Below are 17,305 nucleotides of genomic sequence, written 5' to 3' on the forward strand. Positions count from 1 at the left end.
TCCCTAAACGCTTTTTCTTATTTTTAATTAATAAGCATCAATATGGACGGAAACCGATAATCTGGCGTACCTCATTTAAAGTCTTAGAAGCGCTCTCACGAGCTTTCTCCGCACCCATACGGGCTACCTTATCCAGATATTCCGTATTGGCGGCCATATCCAAGATACGCTCACGGATCGGAGCGCAGAACTTATTGATATCCTCGGCCAACTGCTTTTTCATATCGCCGTAACGGATCTCGCAATTGTTGTATTTCTCATTAAAGAAATCATAGGTCTCTTTCTCGGAGACAATTTCCATCATCGTGAATAAATTGGCGATCGGCTCGGGCTTCACGCTATTCGGCTCGGTTGGTCCCGCATCGGAAACCGCTTTCATAACCTTCTTCTTGATTGTTTTCTCATCATCTATCAAGTAGATCGCGTTACCCTCGCTCTTGCCCATCTTACCGGAGCCATCCAAGCCCGGTACTTTCACGGACTTATCGCCCAAATGGAACGAAGCTGGTTCCGGGAAGAAATCTACTCCATAGGTAGAATTGAAACGGCGGGCGAAACGACGGGCCATTTCCATATTCTGCTCCTGATCCTTACCTACAGGAACCTTCAACGCCTTATGGATAATAATATCGGCGGCCATCAAGGTCGGGTAAGTCAACAAACCAGCGCTTACGCTATGTTTATTACCTTCATTAAAAATCTCTTTCTCTACATCGCCTTCACATCCTTCCCGGCTGATATGCAACTGCTGACGGGCCTTATCCTTAAAGGAAGCCGTACGCATCAACTCGCCGATACCGGCGTTCATATTCAAATATAGATACAACTCTACCACCTCCGGCACATCGCTCTGAATATAAATGGTAGCTTTTTCCGGATCGATACCACAAGCCAGATATTCCGAGAGGATCGTCTTTACGCTATTTCGTATATTGTCAGGATGCGGGTGAGTAGTCAACGAATGCCAATCAGCGATAAAGAAGAAGCAATTATACTCATCTTGCATCCGCAAGAAACTCTTTACCGCGCCAAAGTAATTGCCTAGATGCAGATTACCTGTTGGTCTGATTCCACTTACTACTGTTTCCATGTCTTGTTATTTTTAGTTTTCAAGTGGCGGCAAAGATAGTAATATTCTCACAATATACATATATTATATGCCGCAGATCCTCCTAACCACCTATTATAACGGTGGGACATCCCAATACGATTTGCCCTCCGTGAGCTGTCGTATCTCCCATTCTGGCGGCAGGTTTACCGCAGATCATCACGGTGGAAGATCCTTTAATGATCGTATCCGGAGGGCCTACACAAACGCAATTATCTCCCATTACCGCCGCCGGTAGCTTGCCGATTAGAACAGTCGCCGCTCCCGGCCCTACAATAGGACCGCCTACATGGGGTATCGGTGATGGCCAAGCCGGGGTTTGCATAGGACATGTATGCATATCTGTCAATCTTGCTGCTGGAGGCATATTTATTACTTTTTAGTTAACGATTTATTGAAATGATAATCTACAAATATATAATATTTATCATGAATATACTACTTTTGCGCGCTAATATTTTTAATCATGAATGCAAAAGCAAAAGGATATGTTCTAGGGGCTATCGCCGCCGCGACTTATGGAATGAACCCCTTGTTCGCCCTACCCTTGTATAAAGCCGGTATGAATCCGGATTCAGTCCTGTTTTTCAGATATTTATTCGCGATCCCGGTATTAGGTATCATGATCAAAGCGAGAGGGCGGAACTTTAAGTTGAAACCCAACGAGATCGTTCCTTTAATCCTCATGGGGCTGTTGGTTTCCTTCTCTTCCCTAGCGTTATTCCAAAGCTATAATTATATGGAAGCAGGCATCGCCTCGACTTTGCTGTTTGTCTATCCGATCTTAGTGGCGCTGATCATGGCGTTTGTCTTCAAGGAGAAATTAACGTTACAAACCATCTTTTGTATCTTGCTGGCATTAGGCGGTATCGGCTTACTTTATAAAAGTGGCGACGGAACGACTCTTAGTTTAACCGGTGTCCTGTTGGTCATGGCTTCCGCTCTTTCCTATGCTATTTATATCGTAGGCGCGAATCGTCCGCTATTAAAGAATATCGCTACGTTGAAACTTACGTTCTATGTCTTGCTTTTCGGAATGACCTTGTTTTTAGTCCGTATAGATTTCGGCAGGAGCCTTCACATTGTCCATGATTGGTATTTATGGGGTAACCTGATCGCTTTAGCCATATTCCCAACCGCTATCTCTTTCCTTTGCACGACACTAGCGGTCCAATATATCGGCTCCACCCCAACGGCGATCCTCGGAGCCTTGGAACCGTTGACCGCCGTATTCTTCGGAGTGACTGTCTTCGGTGAATCATTAACGTTACGATTGTGTTGCGGAATCATCTTGATCATCCTAGCCGTTACCCTCATTATCGCAGGAAGTAACGTAACAAGCCACCTAGTTCGTTTCCGAAAGCTTTTCCCAAGGCTTCCGCTTAAGAAAAAGAACGCTAAATCATAAAATCACAATAGGTATCATTTCTATCCAGATACTATTTACGGGGCTATCGCAAATCTATGATAAATTCGTAAAATCATTTGTTACAATCAATTATTTTACATATGTTTGCGATAAACAATACGTATCCAATCATGATCACCAAGTTCTCAACATGCTTATTGTTCCTTGCATTGCTCTTAAATAGTTGCCAACAAAGGAATCAACCCACCTCTCCCCAATATGAACCGGAATATAATAGTTCAACGACTCCGGCCCTCATTGATATAGAAAAGGCGCTGAACCATCCGGCGATGTTGAAACTGAGTCAAATAGCCTCTAAGCTGGAATATTATAATGTTGGAGACGCTCGTTACACGGTAACACAAGCGATCGCTATTCCGGATAGCGACGCTTTCATCACATTCAATAACCCACGTATTTATTATCGTAAGCAAGGCATTCCCAGCAAACGATATGGATTTAAGGCCTTGGATTATAAATGGAACCATGGGATGAACGGCCTTAATCTATTTTACGACAAGAAAACAACCCGTATGTACTGCGCCTTGAGCGGCCTCGACCAAGACAATAAAAAAGATTCGACCACATTCAACGATATAAGGCCATGTATCGGGGAATTACCCACATTAGATACGATGCTGACCATTCAGAATTATATATTCCCCGAAAACCTGCCTACCAAATATTCGATAAATGCGGATGCCAGTCAAATAGTAGGCTTCTCCTCCTCGGGATATATGCTTTGTGATTATGCGGAAGGCTCTAAAATCCCGAAAGGAATAACGACATTCAACCTTCGAGGAGATACGCTTTGCAAATTCATCCTTGCGGATGCCAAAGATATTAACGTCTCTCCGGATACGATCACCCGGTTTCAAACCTTTTATTGGAATACGGATCAAGACCGAATAAATTTCTTGATTCCTTATCGAGATACGGTATACCAGCTTTCAAGTTCCCACTCGATCACCCCTTTATATGCGCTTCATAAAGACAATCAAGATAAACCGACCGGTCTTCGTTCTTTCTTGGAGAATCCGAACGGGCTATTTATGGGAGTCTTTCAAAAAGGTTCTCCCGCCATCTATAATTGGCTGGGATGGCTGGACGATTACAAACCGGTTATCACCCATCGAGTAGTCTATCTCAAGAAAGAGAAGAAAACATACGCCTTACCCAAAAGCTCCGGAGGATTTATCAATGATATAGATGATGGACTTCCGTTCTGGCCAGACGGACAAACCGATGACTGTGTTTATATGATTCGTACCGTCACCGAAATGCGTGAGACCGTTAAACGAACAGGCTCCTCCCGCCAAAAAGACCTAATCAAATTCTTAGACGATCCTAAAGTGTTCGAGAGGGATTATGTAATGATCGTGGCAAGACCTTGATGGATATTCAATAGATAAAGCCAAACATCCATAAAGGAATCATATTGCGGAAAGCATACTCTATGTCATCTTTCACCACATACCCATCCGCCGCTTGCTTGATCTGTTGCCGCGTCTTATTCTTTCCCCCAACCTCAAAGGTTCGGCCATCTATCTCAAAGTCTGAAATCGCAGAAGAAGTAACGAAGCATACGACTCGCATCCAAGATAGAAAAACCGTCTCACGCACGGAACCGATATCCGGTACCTGCTCCGACAACGCATAAGCCAGATTCGTATTATTCAGATAGATCTTCTCTACTTTCTCCAATAATTTCAAGCCCTGCGCTTTTTCTCGCAGTAAATTAACCAGACCTGCCTTCTCCAAATAACTCATGTAGTCGGGCAACACATTCCGGCTGATATCCAAATCTCTCGCCAACTTCGTATAATTTGGTTTGAAAGGGACACTTTGAGCTAATACATATAATAATTTCTTCAACTTTACGGCAGAAGCCACCGTCATATCCGCAAAAATCGGAATATCAGATTCCACCATTTGGTTAATCACGCTACGCAGACGCAAGAGATATTCCGTATCTTGAAAAAATGGATAATAACCTGTCGATAAATAATCGTTAAATAATTTGAGTGGACGAGCTTCCTTATAAGGGAACTCAACCTTCCCAGCAAGAATCTCTTCCAACGAATACGATGGAAGCTGCCACCCCTGCGATATATTCAAATATTCCCGAAAAGAAAGTCCGGGTAATCTATACTCTACCTTCCTGCGACTTAAATCCGCACCACCTTTCTCCAGATCAAGAATAGACGAACCTGTATAGATAACTTGAAGACCAGGAATTTGATCGTATATATTCTTCACCTCCCTAGACCAATCCTTGTATTTATGAATCTCGTCAATATAAAGTTTTTTCCCACCCAGATTATAAAATTGATAAGCCATGTCGAATAACCGATACTTGGTAAAATAGAAATCATCTGCCGTAACATACAAAGACTCATCCTCACGATCATACAATTTGATATGCTGCAACAATAGGGTAGTCTTCCCAACACCACGAGCACCTAAAATCGCAACCAATCGGCTATCCCATGCGATCTGATCGTGAAGAAAACGCACGACTTCTGTCGAAGTATGCTCTAATTGAGTTCTAAAGGAACGAAATAAGGTCTCCATATCGATTCATGTTTATGTGACAAATATACAAAATTGCACGATGCGATGTGCTATTTTCATGCAAAATTGCACATCGCATCGTGCAAATACCTTTATATAAATTGCCCTAAGGCTATCTGCTTAAAAACGCCCTCGTCCCACTCACTATTCATTTACCACCCTATCCTTTCCTATAAATAATCAAAAACATCTACAACATCTACAACTTCGCATATAGACATCTGGTTATATGATATTTAACCCATGATTGCAGATAAAAAAACATCTACAATAATCCGATCCTATCTACAATCACTTACGCTTTTTCACCACAAAACAGAACGATCTTCTTACACTCGCCGTATTTCATCACTTCAGCACTCTTCTTGATACCTATAAAACATTAACGTATAATAGTTTACAGTTTTTCTAGGCAAAAACTAAAGTTTCCTTATTAAGAAACCATTGTTTTCCCTACGAGAAACAACAATACCCCTGTAGTTTAACGAATTTGGCTGACTACTTTCCGTCTAATATGTAAGAAAGGTTGACTCAATGTATGTTAACGTTTTTAGTACACAATATACTGGTTATAAGTATGTGCCTCGATTTGCCAACGCAGTTTGTCGGTAACTACAGCCCTTCCGGATAGTGCTGGCAATTTAAAACAATCATATAGACTTTATATATTGCATATATTATATATACTTTATATATTTGCATCAAAAACATAGACTTATGAGTAACGCACTATCATTACCAAGAAAGAAGAAACTGATAGAGCTTCCAGAGGACACATTAAAGAGACTATCGTTCATGGCGGTATCTGAAGGCAAGAGTTTAAAGGCATTCATTGAGAACTTATTGATCACTGAAGCGAAAACCATGAATGATGAGGATTTATATCGCCATCTAGTTGAGACTCGCCCGGAAGGTAAGGTTTATTTGTCGGACAAAGAGAAAGAGGATTTTGAGAAATCATTAGGGATATGAACATTAATTACTCCAAGGATTTTTCAAATTCTGTAAATAAATTGTCCGGAAAATACAAGAATTCAGTTATCAATATGATCAAGGAGGTTAAACAAGCCGCATCCATAGAGGATATTACCGATTGTAAGAAACTGAAAGACTTTCAAAATATATACCGTATAAGGATTGGTAGTTTTCGTGCCTTATTCCTTTTACGGGTAATAGACAATACAGTTTTCTTTGAATATCTAGTTAGCAGAGGAGAGGCTTACAGTAAGGAATATGAGAGAAAGCTAAGAGGCAAGGACAAAGCTTTATAAGACACTCTTTCCTTTCCTAAGTTAGGTTAACCCACGACACTTAACATATAGCCTTTTCCACGAGAGCTTTCCACCTTAAGATTGGGAATAGAAGACAAATCCTCTTTAAGCCTTTTAGCCGTAGCGGTAAGAGCGTCTTTGGACACACTTCCATCCGGCCAGATTTCTTCTTTCAGCTGATCGGACTCTATGAAATATCCTTTATGTTCTAATAAAATACAAAACAGTTTCAGCCGTTGATTTGCCAATTCGATACGATGCCTATGATAATGCAATACGCCATGTGTTTCATCGAACAAGATATCTTCTGTTATTTGTATCATCTCTTTAGGTGCTTCTTGTAGTGGTAAGATATTTATCCTTGGTCTTTTCCATGTCAAGACAATAGCGATAACCCAGAGAATAACCATTGCCAGAATCCAAAATATATTTCGCAAAAACACTTCACCTACTATATAAAGGAAAGGAAATTGAACAAACGCTTGCAAAACGATCGTCCGATTCGCTCCAAAAACAATTTCTTTTAATGGTATGAAAGATTGATAAAAAGAAGTATCTGAAGAGCTACATTCCGTCTTGTCTATAAAGGTATAACAAGTTACGGTCTGAGCCCGAGTCACATGTTCATACAAAGATGAACGAAAAGCGCTATCCAGTAAGGTTACTTGAATCGGATTCTCCATGGACAAATAATGTTGGAGGCTAAAATCAGACTTCTCCTGTGAAGACATCCTCCGTGCCACCTCCTTATTATTCTTCATCTGTATAATCGTATCGGCAGTCTGGATCGTAATGGTATCTCGTTCCAATCGATTAGCGCCTGAATAGGAAAAACAAAAAGCATTTCCTAAATCTTTTATCCGCCTATCCGTGTCATATTGAACCGCCTGTTGAAATAAAATTTGGGACTCTTTCAGCAATTCAGAGTTTACATTTTGATATGATTTATAAAAAGACACCAAGCAAAGCATCATCATCAGAACAACGACACTCCACTTCCAATAAAATTTCCAATTTTGCTTCTCCATAATTATTACTCGTTGAAAACCGCGAATATACGTTTTCTATCCCTTTCTACGAATAGATTCATTCAACTCGCAAGATGAATAGATGACTATAAGTAGACTAATGGCTTATTTTTCAACTGTCAGCTAAAAGTCACCTAAAAAGATTGACTATCCAAAGACCAAGCCGTATGTTGTAACAAAATTAGAAACGACATGAAACAAATTACTTTTAAAAAAGCTTTCGCTATCATTTTCATTTGCACCTTGTGTGCTTCGTATTTTCTTTTGAAAGAAGAAAAACAAAATTTCTCAGATCTTACTTTCTCTAATATTGAAGCGCTAGCTTCCGGTGAAAGTGGATCCGGAGATTGCTATGGGGCTGGCTCTCTATCATGTAATGGAGGATATTACAAATATATATACAACCGTTAAAATAACACATGAGCTACTACGTGTACATAGTTCTATTAATAGGTAGTCTGGTATCCTGTTCGGAATCCTCACGGCACTTCCCCCGCTACGAGGATTTTCCCGATGAAAAGGCATTAAATGCGCAGGTTATCCACCTAGATACCGCCTTGTTCCGCTATCCATTCCGGATAGCGGTCAAGGATGGTATTGCTATTATTATGGACTTACATAACGCAGATTGTTTTTTCCATGCCTTTTCCTACCCCGAATGGAAATATATGACTTCATTTGGTAAACGAGGTGAAGGGCCTGAAGAAATGTCATCAGCAGACTGCTTCCGGTTTATCTCCACTGATTCTATATGGACACTTGATGCGAATAGAATGCGAACAATTAGATGGAAAATTGAACAAAATATGCACAAGATTACATCTGTGGAAACTGTTGATATGGATAAGCGATTGGTCAGAGCTTTGGACTTTTATCCGATGGAATCAGGATTTTTAGTTACTGACTATCTAGGTGAGTATAGACAAAAGTGGACAGATCAACAAGGGAAATGGATCAATTCAACTAATGAAATTCCAACGAGAAAATATAATGAAAAAATATCTCGTCCTATTTTAGCTCAAGCATGGAGAAGTTTTATAGACTACAATCCTCAAAAAAAAATTTTAGCTATGGCAACCCAACTTGGAGAAGTCTTAGAAATATACAATTTTAAAGACTCTGTGCAATTTATTATATATGGTCCTCATGGTGAACCAGAATTTCAAAGTACTCCATCTGATGCTATACCAATCGGTATTATGGGCTTTAGTGATATACAAATCACAGATAATTATATCTATACAGTATTCCATGGTAAGACATTCAAAGAAATAGAGCAGGCATTAAAACAAGGGAAAAAAACAGAAGATGGAGGATACTATATTTATGTATTCGATCTGGCAGGAAACCTAGTTCGTAAATACATTCTAGATCACGCTATTTATGGCATTTATGTAAATGAAGATACGGGAACGATCCTCGCCACAGATGTAAATAATGACGAACCAATTCTGCAATTTAAAATTTAGTTATAAAATACCATGAAGCACTTAAGTCTAATCATATTGTTATTATTTCTTTTTTCTTGCCAAGACAAGAAAAAAGAAGAGATCAAACATTTAATATCCAAATGGCAAGGAAAGGAAATACAGTTTCCACAGGATATGGTTTTCATGCGATTCAATTCCGATACAATATATCACACTATCCCAAATTCATCCCATAAAGTTCTAGTTTATGTAGATTCCATAGGATGCACCAGTTGTAAACTACAACTACCTCGTTGGAAAGAATTGATCCAATATATAGACTCTACCAGCCAAGAAACAGTTCCATTCTTATTTTTTTTCCACCCTAACGACAAGAATGAAATACGATATCTACTAAAAAGAGAAGGCTTTAACACACCTGTATGTTTTGATCAATCAGACAAACTGAATCAACTCAACCATTTTCCAACAGATAATAGATATCAGACCTTTTTATTGGATAAAGCAAATAAGGTACTAATAATAGGTAATCCCATCCATAACTCTAATATCAAAGACCTGTATCTACAAGAAATATCGGGAGAAAAGTTATCCTCACAGATACAAACCACCGTAAAGATAAAGGAAGAATCCATCCAGTTGGGTACAATAACACTTGGAGAAAGTAAAGAAGCTATTTTCACCCTAACAAACACGGGAAATTGCTCTCTTGTCATAATTGATGTAGCCACAACATGCGGATGCGCTAAACCAACTTTTGACAAACATCCGGCCAAACCGGGAGAAGCCCTTCAAGTGAAAGTCTATATGACACCCAAAGACAGAGGGTTCTTCTATGAAACAATCACAGTAAAATGCAATGCAAATCAGCCAATAAAGCTTAATATAAGGGGAACAACTCTATAAATTAAGAGCTATGAGAAAGCTTGCCTATCGTCAACAAGCTATCCCCGCTTCACGCAAGAGAAGGAGGTGACGTAAAAGTACGAAAATAAATTTATAGAAGGATTCTAGAATATCCCTTTCTTGCGGAAGAAAAGTAAGCAAGAAACAAAATTCTTAAAATACAAACAATAACAACTATAAAAATCATGAGAAAGAAAATTTCAATAATAGCAATAATGGCAACAATTGCCATTGCTACAGCATGGAATATGAATGTAACTAAAGAACGTGTTGCATTAAACGACATCTTACTTAGTAATGTAGAAGCATTAGCAGGCTGCGAAACTTTTGGGGGGTCTTGTTTCTGGACCACAAGTTATGGCAGTTGCTGCTCTGGTGGAGGAATGGGATGCAGCCCTTGTGATAATTAACGATATAGGATTGTTGCGAACATGTAAGAACATATAACTTTATATAAGCTGTATATATCTCTATTTTTGCAACAATCCTACATATATTAAAACATATAACATGAAAACAATCCAATTTCTATTTACAGCTATAGTATTTATCATGTTTTTTTCATGCAGCAGCAATAAAATCGATAATTACCAATTAAAAGAATCAAATATAAACAAATCGTTTAATTTAGATAGCAACACTAAAAATTCCATCTATTTTCTTGCACAATACATTAGCAAAGACGGAAAAGAATACTTAACTTTTCAGAATGGAAAAAAAAACGAAATATTATTCTATGACATAAACACCAGCCTATTATCGTTCAAGATAGAGCCTAAAATAGACGGAGACAATGGGGTTGGGCGTTTTCTAGGGTATTATATTCAAAATCTAGACAGTATCTATTTAACAAATTATGATTTTCAAGAAATAGCTATAATTAACAAAAATGCAATTGTAAAGGATAAAATAAATTATGAAAAAGCAGACAATGGTACGGCCTTGTCCTTTTTTTGTTTTATAACTCATGTCTATCGGCCAGCCACTGTTATTGGGCGAAAAATGTACATATATTCAGGTCCTAACCGATGGGTCGAAAACGCTCCAGTAGCAGCTATTCTCGATTTAGATACAAAATCTATTCAAGCCCTACCTTTTACATATCCACAATATGAAGGTTCTAAAGTAAAAAGGAAACAATACGGATGGGAAAATGATTATAGTCGTTGTTTTGATGGCAAACGATTTATTTACTCCTTTGATTACGAAGAAGACTTATATGTAACATCTACCATCAACCATGATTCCATTTATAGAGTAAAAGCAAAAAGCAAATTTATCCCTAAAGTAAATTGGCCTCCAGAATTTGGTTATGATCCTGATAGATTGTGTACAAATCAGCGATATGGAAATATTTTATATGACAAATACAGAAATGTATATTATCGCATAGCCTATCCAAAAACAGAAATAGACTGGACCAAAGAAAAAGTAAGAAGCATGGAATTACTAGAGTATGGAGGAAAAAATTTTTCTATAATCATTTTAGATAAAGATTTAAATTATATTGGAGAAACAAAATTTCAAGACTATACATACAATTCGAAATTAATACTGATCATGAAGGACGGAATCTATATATCTAACAGCCATTATATGAATCCAAATTTCAGTGATGACCTATTAAGTTTTATCCGTTTCGATCTAATTAAAAACACTTAAATAAAACACATCATGATATACATATTGTTTTTTGTCCTTTGCATTTTTTATTCTTGTAATTCTCAAAATAACAGCATTATTTTTTCTACAAAGAAAGCAAAAAGCAACAGAAATGAGTCAGAAAAAATCATAAAACACTATGAGTCAGACGAACAAAAATTAGCTGCAGCAAAATTCCTAATACAGCACATGGCATTTCACTACAATAAAAACAATTCAAATGAGGTCAATTTGCAAGACTTGTATGATAAACATGCCGCCATATCGGAAAAATATAATTGGATGAAGACTCCATTGCCTTGGCGACAAGAGATAGATTCTCTTGAGAAAGCATACGCTCACCAAATTGCCGCATTCTCATTTTTAGATTATAAGTCCGATATAGAGACGATCAAGTCAGAATGGCTTATCAAGCAAATAGACCTAGCATTTGAGGCATGGCAAAATAATATATATACGAGGGAATATCCTTTTGAAATGTTTTGTGAATTCATATTACCTTACCGTTTTAAAGAAGGAATCATACTTGAGGACTCGAAAGAGATGTTTTATAAAAGACATCATACCATATTTAAAGATAGTGTTGGCGCCTCTTTCATCCAAAGGATAGATTCTATTTTATACTATTACAAAGACATAAGGTATAATTTCTTTGCAGGAGATAGAATTCCAATTAACAGTGTAAAGACTTTCGAGCAAATTAAATACGGACAATGCGGAGATAGAAGTTGGTTCAATTCCTTAGTATTGGCCTCATCCGGTATAGCCTCAAGTATTGACTTTGCACCTTCACAAGGGAACAGAAACAACTCCCATACATGGAATGCAATCATAACGCCTTCCCAAACCATACCTTTTGAACCTTTTTGGGACGAAGATAGATGGAAATATAAAATTATGTACAATAATAAAACAACAGATCGAAAATGGGGGAAATTACGTTTCGCTAAAGTATATAGAAACACATTCTCTATAAACAAAACAGGCCCTTTATTCGATCCTAATATATCAAAAGAAGATATTCCAAACCTATTTAAAAATCCCAGAATAAAAGATGTTTCTAATGAATATTTTGATACAACAAATGTAAACATACTAATACCAAAAGGTATAAAAGAAGTTCCTTCTTACGCATATCTTTGTGTATATAACCACGAAAAATGGGAACCTATACAATGGGGAAAAATAGTGAACCGTAATGTCACTTTCATTGGTATGGGAAGAGATGTCGTATATTTACCTGCTTTTTACTTAAATGGAAACATTTTGCCCATAGGGAATCCATTTTATATCTCACCTACTGGAGAAAAACATATTTTCTCAATCTCTAACCAAACACAAGATATTTATGTTCGGTCACCCGGTTTTTTCAGAGACCCTAAAGATCGATTACAAATAATAAATCCTTTATTAAATACACATATTATAGGAATAAATGATCTGGAAGGCATTGTTGATACATTGTACACTATTACGGATCATTCCGATTTATGGGAAAATATAATAAATATCCAAAGCAGAAACAAATATAATAGTATTGAGTTACAAATTCCAAGCGTACTTTTGCTCTTTGTGACTTCACGTTGTACACTCAAAAAGCAGAAAAACAAGAACAAATCCGTAACATAACAATACAGACACCTATCAAACATATCAACACATACGAAAATATCGATATGATAACAGATCATATATCCGCTACAGGTATGATCGGAAATATCAAAAAAAATTCACACGGGAAATATAAAGTAAAAATTGATCTTGGTGGATTATACAATATTTCAACTATCCATTATACCCCCTATACTCCTAGTATCATACAACCTGAATATATATATAAATTATATTATTGGGATCAAGAATGGAAACTATTTGACGAGCAGAAAGGAAACAAAAATTTCCTTGTTTTCAAGTATGTCCCATCAGGTACTATTTACAGAGTGAGAAATGAAACAAATAAGAAGCAGAAAAATATGCAACGCATATTCTCTTATAAGAATGGATATCTAAAATGGTTATAAACAGCATCTATCATGAATATAAGACGAAAACACATACTTGATATATTCATCAACAAAGTCCTACGGATCGCCAGTATACTCGTTATTTCAACTCTGTCTTTTATTTTCATGCAGATATTTTGTTTCAGCACTTTCAAGATACCATCCGACTCCATGAGTCCAACCTTGAAAGACGGAGATAACATCATGGTATTCAAGCCTACAATTGGCGCACGTATATTTAACATATTCACATCTTTACGTAACGAACCAACTAAAATCTATCGGATCCCCGGATTCCAGCAAATACAGCGAAATGACATTCTTGTATTTAATTTCCCCTTCCCTAATCGATGGAATAAAGTAGAAATGCATATATTAAAATATTATGTAAAACGATGCGTGAGACTACCCGGTGACACATTATCTATTAGAAATGGAATATTCAAGATAAGAGGATACGAAGGTGCCATAGGAAACGATATATCTCAACAAACAATATCAAAGCGAGAAGACGACACATTTGAGAAAGAAATTTTTAAATGTTTTCCGTATGACACGACTTTCAATTGGGATATAAGAAATTTCGGTCCTCTATTTATTCCTAAAGCAGGAAACTCGATACAGATGGATCGATCAAGCTATATTCTTTATAAAAAGTATATTGAGTGGGAACAACAAAAAATCTTGAGTATTCATTGCGAATCGGTCTTTTTGGGAGATAAGCAAATAGACACATACCAGTTTCAGAAAAATTACTATTTCATGGCAGGGGATAACGGAGAAAACTCTCAAGATTCCCGCTATTGGGGGCTTTTACCTGAGGAATATATCGTAGGTAAAGCTTGGATCATATGGAAGTCAATAGATCCATATACGGGTAAAATCAGATGGAAACGATTATTTAATCCAGTTAATTAACATGAAAAGCCTTTATTATATAGACTGTTTTTTTCTCTCGTTTCTAGGTGTACTACTATTATGTACCCCATTCGCAATCATGTCTGAATTAGTGAATGGAATTATCATGGGGAAATTATATTGGGTACAACTCATATTGTTTATCTTTTCAATCTATATACCATTCTCTCTTTTTACCAAAAAACAAAAGCCTGATATCTCTTTAATATGGAATGATTTTATACTTCCACTTATAGGCATTTGGTCTGCCATCGCTTATCCATGGACACTTAATCCCGAACCGGAAAAAATCATATTTATCGGACAGATGGTTATATTATGGTTTATACTTCGATATACTATCAGCAAATATCCGATGCTTGGAAACTATTTTTTATTTGTCCTCATAGGTATCGGCTTGATAGAAGCTATTTGGGGATTCAAACAATTACAAGGTTGGACACAATCTAGCCATTCCCTATTTCGTTTAACTGGTTCTTTTTTCAACCCGGGGCCTTATTCCGGATATTTAGCGATTACGCTTCCTATAGCTCTTGGGATCTTGTTGAAACAATCCAAACGGAATATTTTATATTATTTCGCAATGTTGTGTATACTTACAATTATCGTCATACTCCCCGCCGGAATGAGCCGGTCGGCATGGATAGCGGCAATTTGCTCTTGCGCTTGGGTTTACGCAATGTACCGCCTTGATTGGAAACGGATAAAAATAGAATTGATACAGCACAAAAAGCCATATATAATATGTGGCTTTCTCGGATGTGTTTTATTTCTCGCAGGAAGCACATACTTCTATACATTAAAAAAGGATTCTGCGGATGGCAGGTTCCTTATGTGGAAAGTCACAGCAAAAGCAATTCAAAAATACCCTGTAACCGGTACAGGCTTAGGTGGGTTCCCAGCTGCTTACGCTGAAGCACAAGCCGAATACATGACTTCAGGAAAAGCCAGCGAACAGGAGAAATGGATCGCAGGATGTCCGGAATATGCTTTCAACGAATACCTGCAAATCGACTTGGAGCAAGGGATCATTGGATTAGCCTTGTTTATGACCTGCCTAGGAAGTATTGTCTATAAAGGGATCAAGAATAAAAGATATGCCTGTTGTGGAGGAATCATAGCGTTGGCTATATTTGCTTTCTCATCGTATCCGTTACAATTGCCGGAGTTCTGGGTCGTATTGATATTTTTGGGAGTGATGTGCGTAACGCCGAATCCGGATCAAATTCAAAAGGATGAGACAGAGCCTAGTCACAACGAATGGTATAAACGGGTATTTCTTATTGGTGTAGCCATTCTAGGCATTACACTATTTTGGACGCAGAAAGATTATTATAGGGCTTATCAAAAATGGGACAGAGCACAAATGTTTTATAATAATAAAGCTTACAGGGCCGCCTTGGAAGAATATGAGCCTTTGTACCCATTGTTGAAGCATAAACCGGGATTCCTTTTCGAGGCCGCTCAATGCCTTAGCAAAACCAGACAATTTGAGCAAGCGAATGAATATTTAAGAAGGGCCGTTTTATTAAGCGCTGATCCAATGCTTTATTACATGATGGCAAAAAACGAACAGTCATTAGGACAATACCGACAAGCGGAAAAGCACCTGTTACATGCCATTGATATTTTACCGGAACGTATCTATCCGTATTATCTGTTAATGAATCTTTATACGGAACCATCTTATTTTCAACCTGCAAAATTGAAAATGGCGATTGATTCCGTATTAACTAAGAAACCCAAAGTGGAAAGTTCCGCTATTAAAGAAATGAAAGAGAAAGCACGAAGTATGTTAAACAACACATCAATATGAATACAATATCCTTATTTTTATAGCAATTACGACTACATCATAACAATAAATACTTATATTTGCGAATGATAAATTGTACAAACCGATCAATCATACGAGTATGAAATACTATAAATTGTTGACCTTTACGCTTTTATTCTGTTTAAGCGCATGCGGCGGAGAAAAGAAAGATACAGATGCCACACAGGATTCCGTAGAGACCGTATTGCCGGATGAGGCGAACGAAGTCACGATCATGACATTGAAGCAAACGGAATTTAATCATGAGTTGATAAGCAATGGTAAATTATCCGCTCGCAAGTTGGTGGACTTACGGTTTGAGTCGGCGGAGCCCATCGCCCGTATCTACGGTAAGAACGGAGACCGGGTAAACAAAGGACAGAAAATAGCGGAACTCGCTACTTTCCGGCTCACGAACAAAACAGCGCAAGCCAAGGATGCCCTAGAGAAAGCGAAGCTTGAATTAAAAGACGTATTGATCGGTCAAGGATATATGCTGGAAGACTCAGCGAAAGTCCCGCCTGCGACGCTCAACCTAGCACGGGTAAAAAGTGGATATGATCTGGCGCTCGCCCAATATCAACTTGCCCAATATGAGGAACAGAACGCGACGCTAATCGCGCCTTTCGACGGTATTATCGCAAACCTTTTCGCTAAACAAGAGAACGTGGCGTCTACGACGGACGCATTCTGTACCGTTATCGATCCTCATAGTCTGGAAGCCTCTTTCACCGTATTGGAAAGTGAGTTGCCGCTTATCCAAAACGGAGATAAAGTGGAAGTTACCCCTTTCGCCACCACCAGCTTAAAGACTGAAGGACGTATATCCGAGATCAACCCGCTAGTGGATGAGAACGGGATGGTACAAGTGAAAGCGGCGGTAAACGACAAAGGTAAATTATTCGAAGGCATGAATGTACGGGTTAGCGTACAACGCTCGCTCGGGAAGCAATTGGTCGTACCGAAAACGGCCGTGGTATTACGTTCCGGGAAACAGGTCGTATTTACTTTAGTTGATGGGCACGCTTATTGGAACTACGTGCGTACCGGACTGGAAAACGCTGATAGTTATACCCTTTTGGAAGGATTGAAAGAAGGGGATGTCGTGATTACAAGCGGCAATATTAATCTGGCGCATGAGTCACCGGTCAAGGTAATTGAAAATTGAGAATTGAGAATTG

The 17,305-nt window shown here is 38.1% G+C and carries 18 protein-coding genes; 14 read left to right on the forward strand and 4 right to left on the reverse strand.

All coding sequences use genetic code 11. The features are described 5' to 3' along the window. Positions 1-37: 37 nt before the first annotated feature. On the reverse strand, positions 38-1,090 hold the full coding sequence (gene trpS / locus D7V92_RS00235) for a tryptophan--tRNA ligase (RefSeq protein ID WP_005867488.1): 1,053 nt from the start codon (positions 1,088-1,090) through the stop codon (positions 38-40). A gap of 82 nt (positions 1,091-1,172) precedes the next feature. Next, complete coding sequence (locus tag D7V92_RS00240) at positions 1,173-1,475, reverse strand: PAAR domain-containing protein (RefSeq protein ID WP_005859557.1); 303 nt, start codon at positions 1,473-1,475, stop codon at positions 1,173-1,175. A gap of 99 nt (positions 1,476-1,574) precedes the next feature. Here D7V92_RS00240 and D7V92_RS00245 point away from each other — a divergent pair, with 99 nt between their 5' ends. Together D7V92_RS00245 and D7V92_RS00250 are read left to right on the forward strand one after the other, a co-directional pair. Continuing rightward, complete coding sequence (locus tag D7V92_RS00245) at positions 1,575-2,516, forward strand: DMT family transporter (protein WP_005859559.1); 942 nt, start codon at positions 1,575-1,577, stop codon at positions 2,514-2,516. 131 nt (positions 2,517-2,647) lie between these two features. Beyond that, positions 2,648-3,910 (forward strand): DUF4933 domain-containing protein, encoded by a 1,263-nt coding sequence (locus D7V92_RS00250; RefSeq protein WP_121772046.1) that lies wholly within the window; start codon positions 2,648-2,650, stop codon positions 3,908-3,910. A 7-nt stretch (positions 3,911-3,917) separates the two neighbouring features. On the opposite strand, the gene D7V92_RS00255 is transcribed toward D7V92_RS00250, so the two are convergent. Then, positions 3,918-5,090: an ATP-binding protein gene (locus D7V92_RS00255; protein WP_036610096.1), complete on the reverse strand. Its 1,173-nt coding sequence runs from the start codon at positions 5,088-5,090 to the stop codon at positions 3,918-3,920. 717 nt (positions 5,091-5,807) lie between these two features. Here D7V92_RS00255 and D7V92_RS00260 point away from each other — a divergent pair. Together D7V92_RS00260 and D7V92_RS00265 are read left to right on the forward strand one after the other, a co-directional pair. Continuing rightward, a complete protein-coding gene (locus D7V92_RS00260) occupies positions 5,808-6,062 on the forward strand; it encodes a hypothetical protein (RefSeq protein ID WP_022192509.1) in 255 nt (84 codons plus the stop codon). Beyond that, entirely contained in the window at positions 6,059-6,361 is a 303-nt protein-coding gene (locus tag D7V92_RS00265) for a type II toxin-antitoxin system RelE/ParE family toxin (protein ID WP_022192510.1), read from the forward strand. The genes D7V92_RS00260 and D7V92_RS00265 overlap by 4 nt, the downstream gene beginning before the upstream one ends. 26 nt (positions 6,362-6,387) lie before the next feature. Here D7V92_RS00265 and D7V92_RS00270 read toward each other — a convergent pair whose 3' ends face one another. Then, a complete protein-coding gene (locus tag D7V92_RS00270; RefSeq protein WP_051635819.1) occupies positions 6,388-7,389 on the reverse strand; it encodes a helix-turn-helix domain-containing protein in 1,002 nt (333 codons plus the stop codon). A gap of 192 nt (positions 7,390-7,581) precedes the next feature. Between D7V92_RS00270 and D7V92_RS00275 the strand changes: the two genes are divergently transcribed. From D7V92_RS00275 to D7V92_RS00320, 10 genes are all read left to right on the forward strand, one after another. Beyond that, positions 7,582-7,800, forward strand: a complete 219-nt coding sequence (locus D7V92_RS00275; protein WP_036612437.1) for an NVEALA domain-containing protein — start codon at positions 7,582-7,584, stop codon at positions 7,798-7,800. Between the two features lie 8 nt (positions 7,801-7,808). Then, a complete protein-coding gene (locus tag D7V92_RS00280) occupies positions 7,809-8,858 on the forward strand; it encodes a TolB-like 6-bladed beta-propeller domain-containing protein (RefSeq protein WP_121772047.1) in 1,050 nt (349 codons plus the stop codon). A gap of 12 nt (positions 8,859-8,870) precedes the next feature. Then, entirely contained in the window at positions 8,871-9,725 is an 855-nt protein-coding gene (locus D7V92_RS00285; protein WP_022192513.1) for a DUF1573 domain-containing protein, read from the forward strand. A gap of 185 nt (positions 9,726-9,910) precedes the next feature. Beyond that, entirely contained in the window at positions 9,911-10,135 is a 225-nt protein-coding gene (locus D7V92_RS00290; RefSeq protein ID WP_080707563.1) for an NVEALA domain-containing protein, read from the forward strand. 100 nt (positions 10,136-10,235) lie between these two features. Beyond that, positions 10,236-11,387 (forward strand): DUF4221 family protein, encoded by a 1,152-nt coding sequence (locus tag D7V92_RS00295; RefSeq protein WP_121772048.1) that lies wholly within the window; start codon positions 10,236-10,238, stop codon positions 11,385-11,387. Between the two features lie 12 nt (positions 11,388-11,399). Next, on the forward strand, positions 11,400-13,016 hold the full coding sequence (locus tag D7V92_RS00300) for a hypothetical protein (RefSeq protein ID WP_121772049.1): 1,617 nt from the start codon (positions 11,400-11,402) through the stop codon (positions 13,014-13,016). Between the two features lie 47 nt (positions 13,017-13,063). Further along, a complete protein-coding gene (locus D7V92_RS00305; RefSeq protein ID WP_121772050.1) occupies positions 13,064-13,408 on the forward strand; it encodes a hypothetical protein in 345 nt (114 codons plus the stop codon). 12 nt (positions 13,409-13,420) lie between these two features. Then, positions 13,421-14,308 carry a signal peptidase I gene (lepB, locus tag D7V92_RS00310; protein ID WP_121772051.1) on the forward strand — a complete coding sequence of 296 codons (888 nt, stop codon included), beginning with the start codon at positions 13,421-13,423 and terminating at the stop codon, positions 14,306-14,308. Positions 14,309-14,414: 106 nt separating this feature from the next. Then, positions 14,415-16,124, forward strand: coding sequence for an O-antigen ligase family protein (locus tag D7V92_RS00315; RefSeq protein WP_370035746.1), 1,710 nt, complete (start codon positions 14,415-14,417; stop codon positions 16,122-16,124). A 100-nt stretch (positions 16,125-16,224) separates the two neighbouring features. Further along, positions 16,225-17,292, forward strand: coding sequence for an efflux RND transporter periplasmic adaptor subunit (locus tag D7V92_RS00320; RefSeq protein ID WP_087342000.1), 1,068 nt, complete (start codon positions 16,225-16,227; stop codon positions 17,290-17,292). The last annotated feature ends 13 nt before the right edge of the window (positions 17,293-17,305 follow it).

The sequence above is a fragment of the Parabacteroides sp. CH2-D42-20 genome, assembly GCF_003670185.1.
GTDB classification, from domain to species: Bacteria; Bacteroidota; Bacteroidia; order Bacteroidales; family Tannerellaceae; genus Parabacteroides; species Parabacteroides distasonis.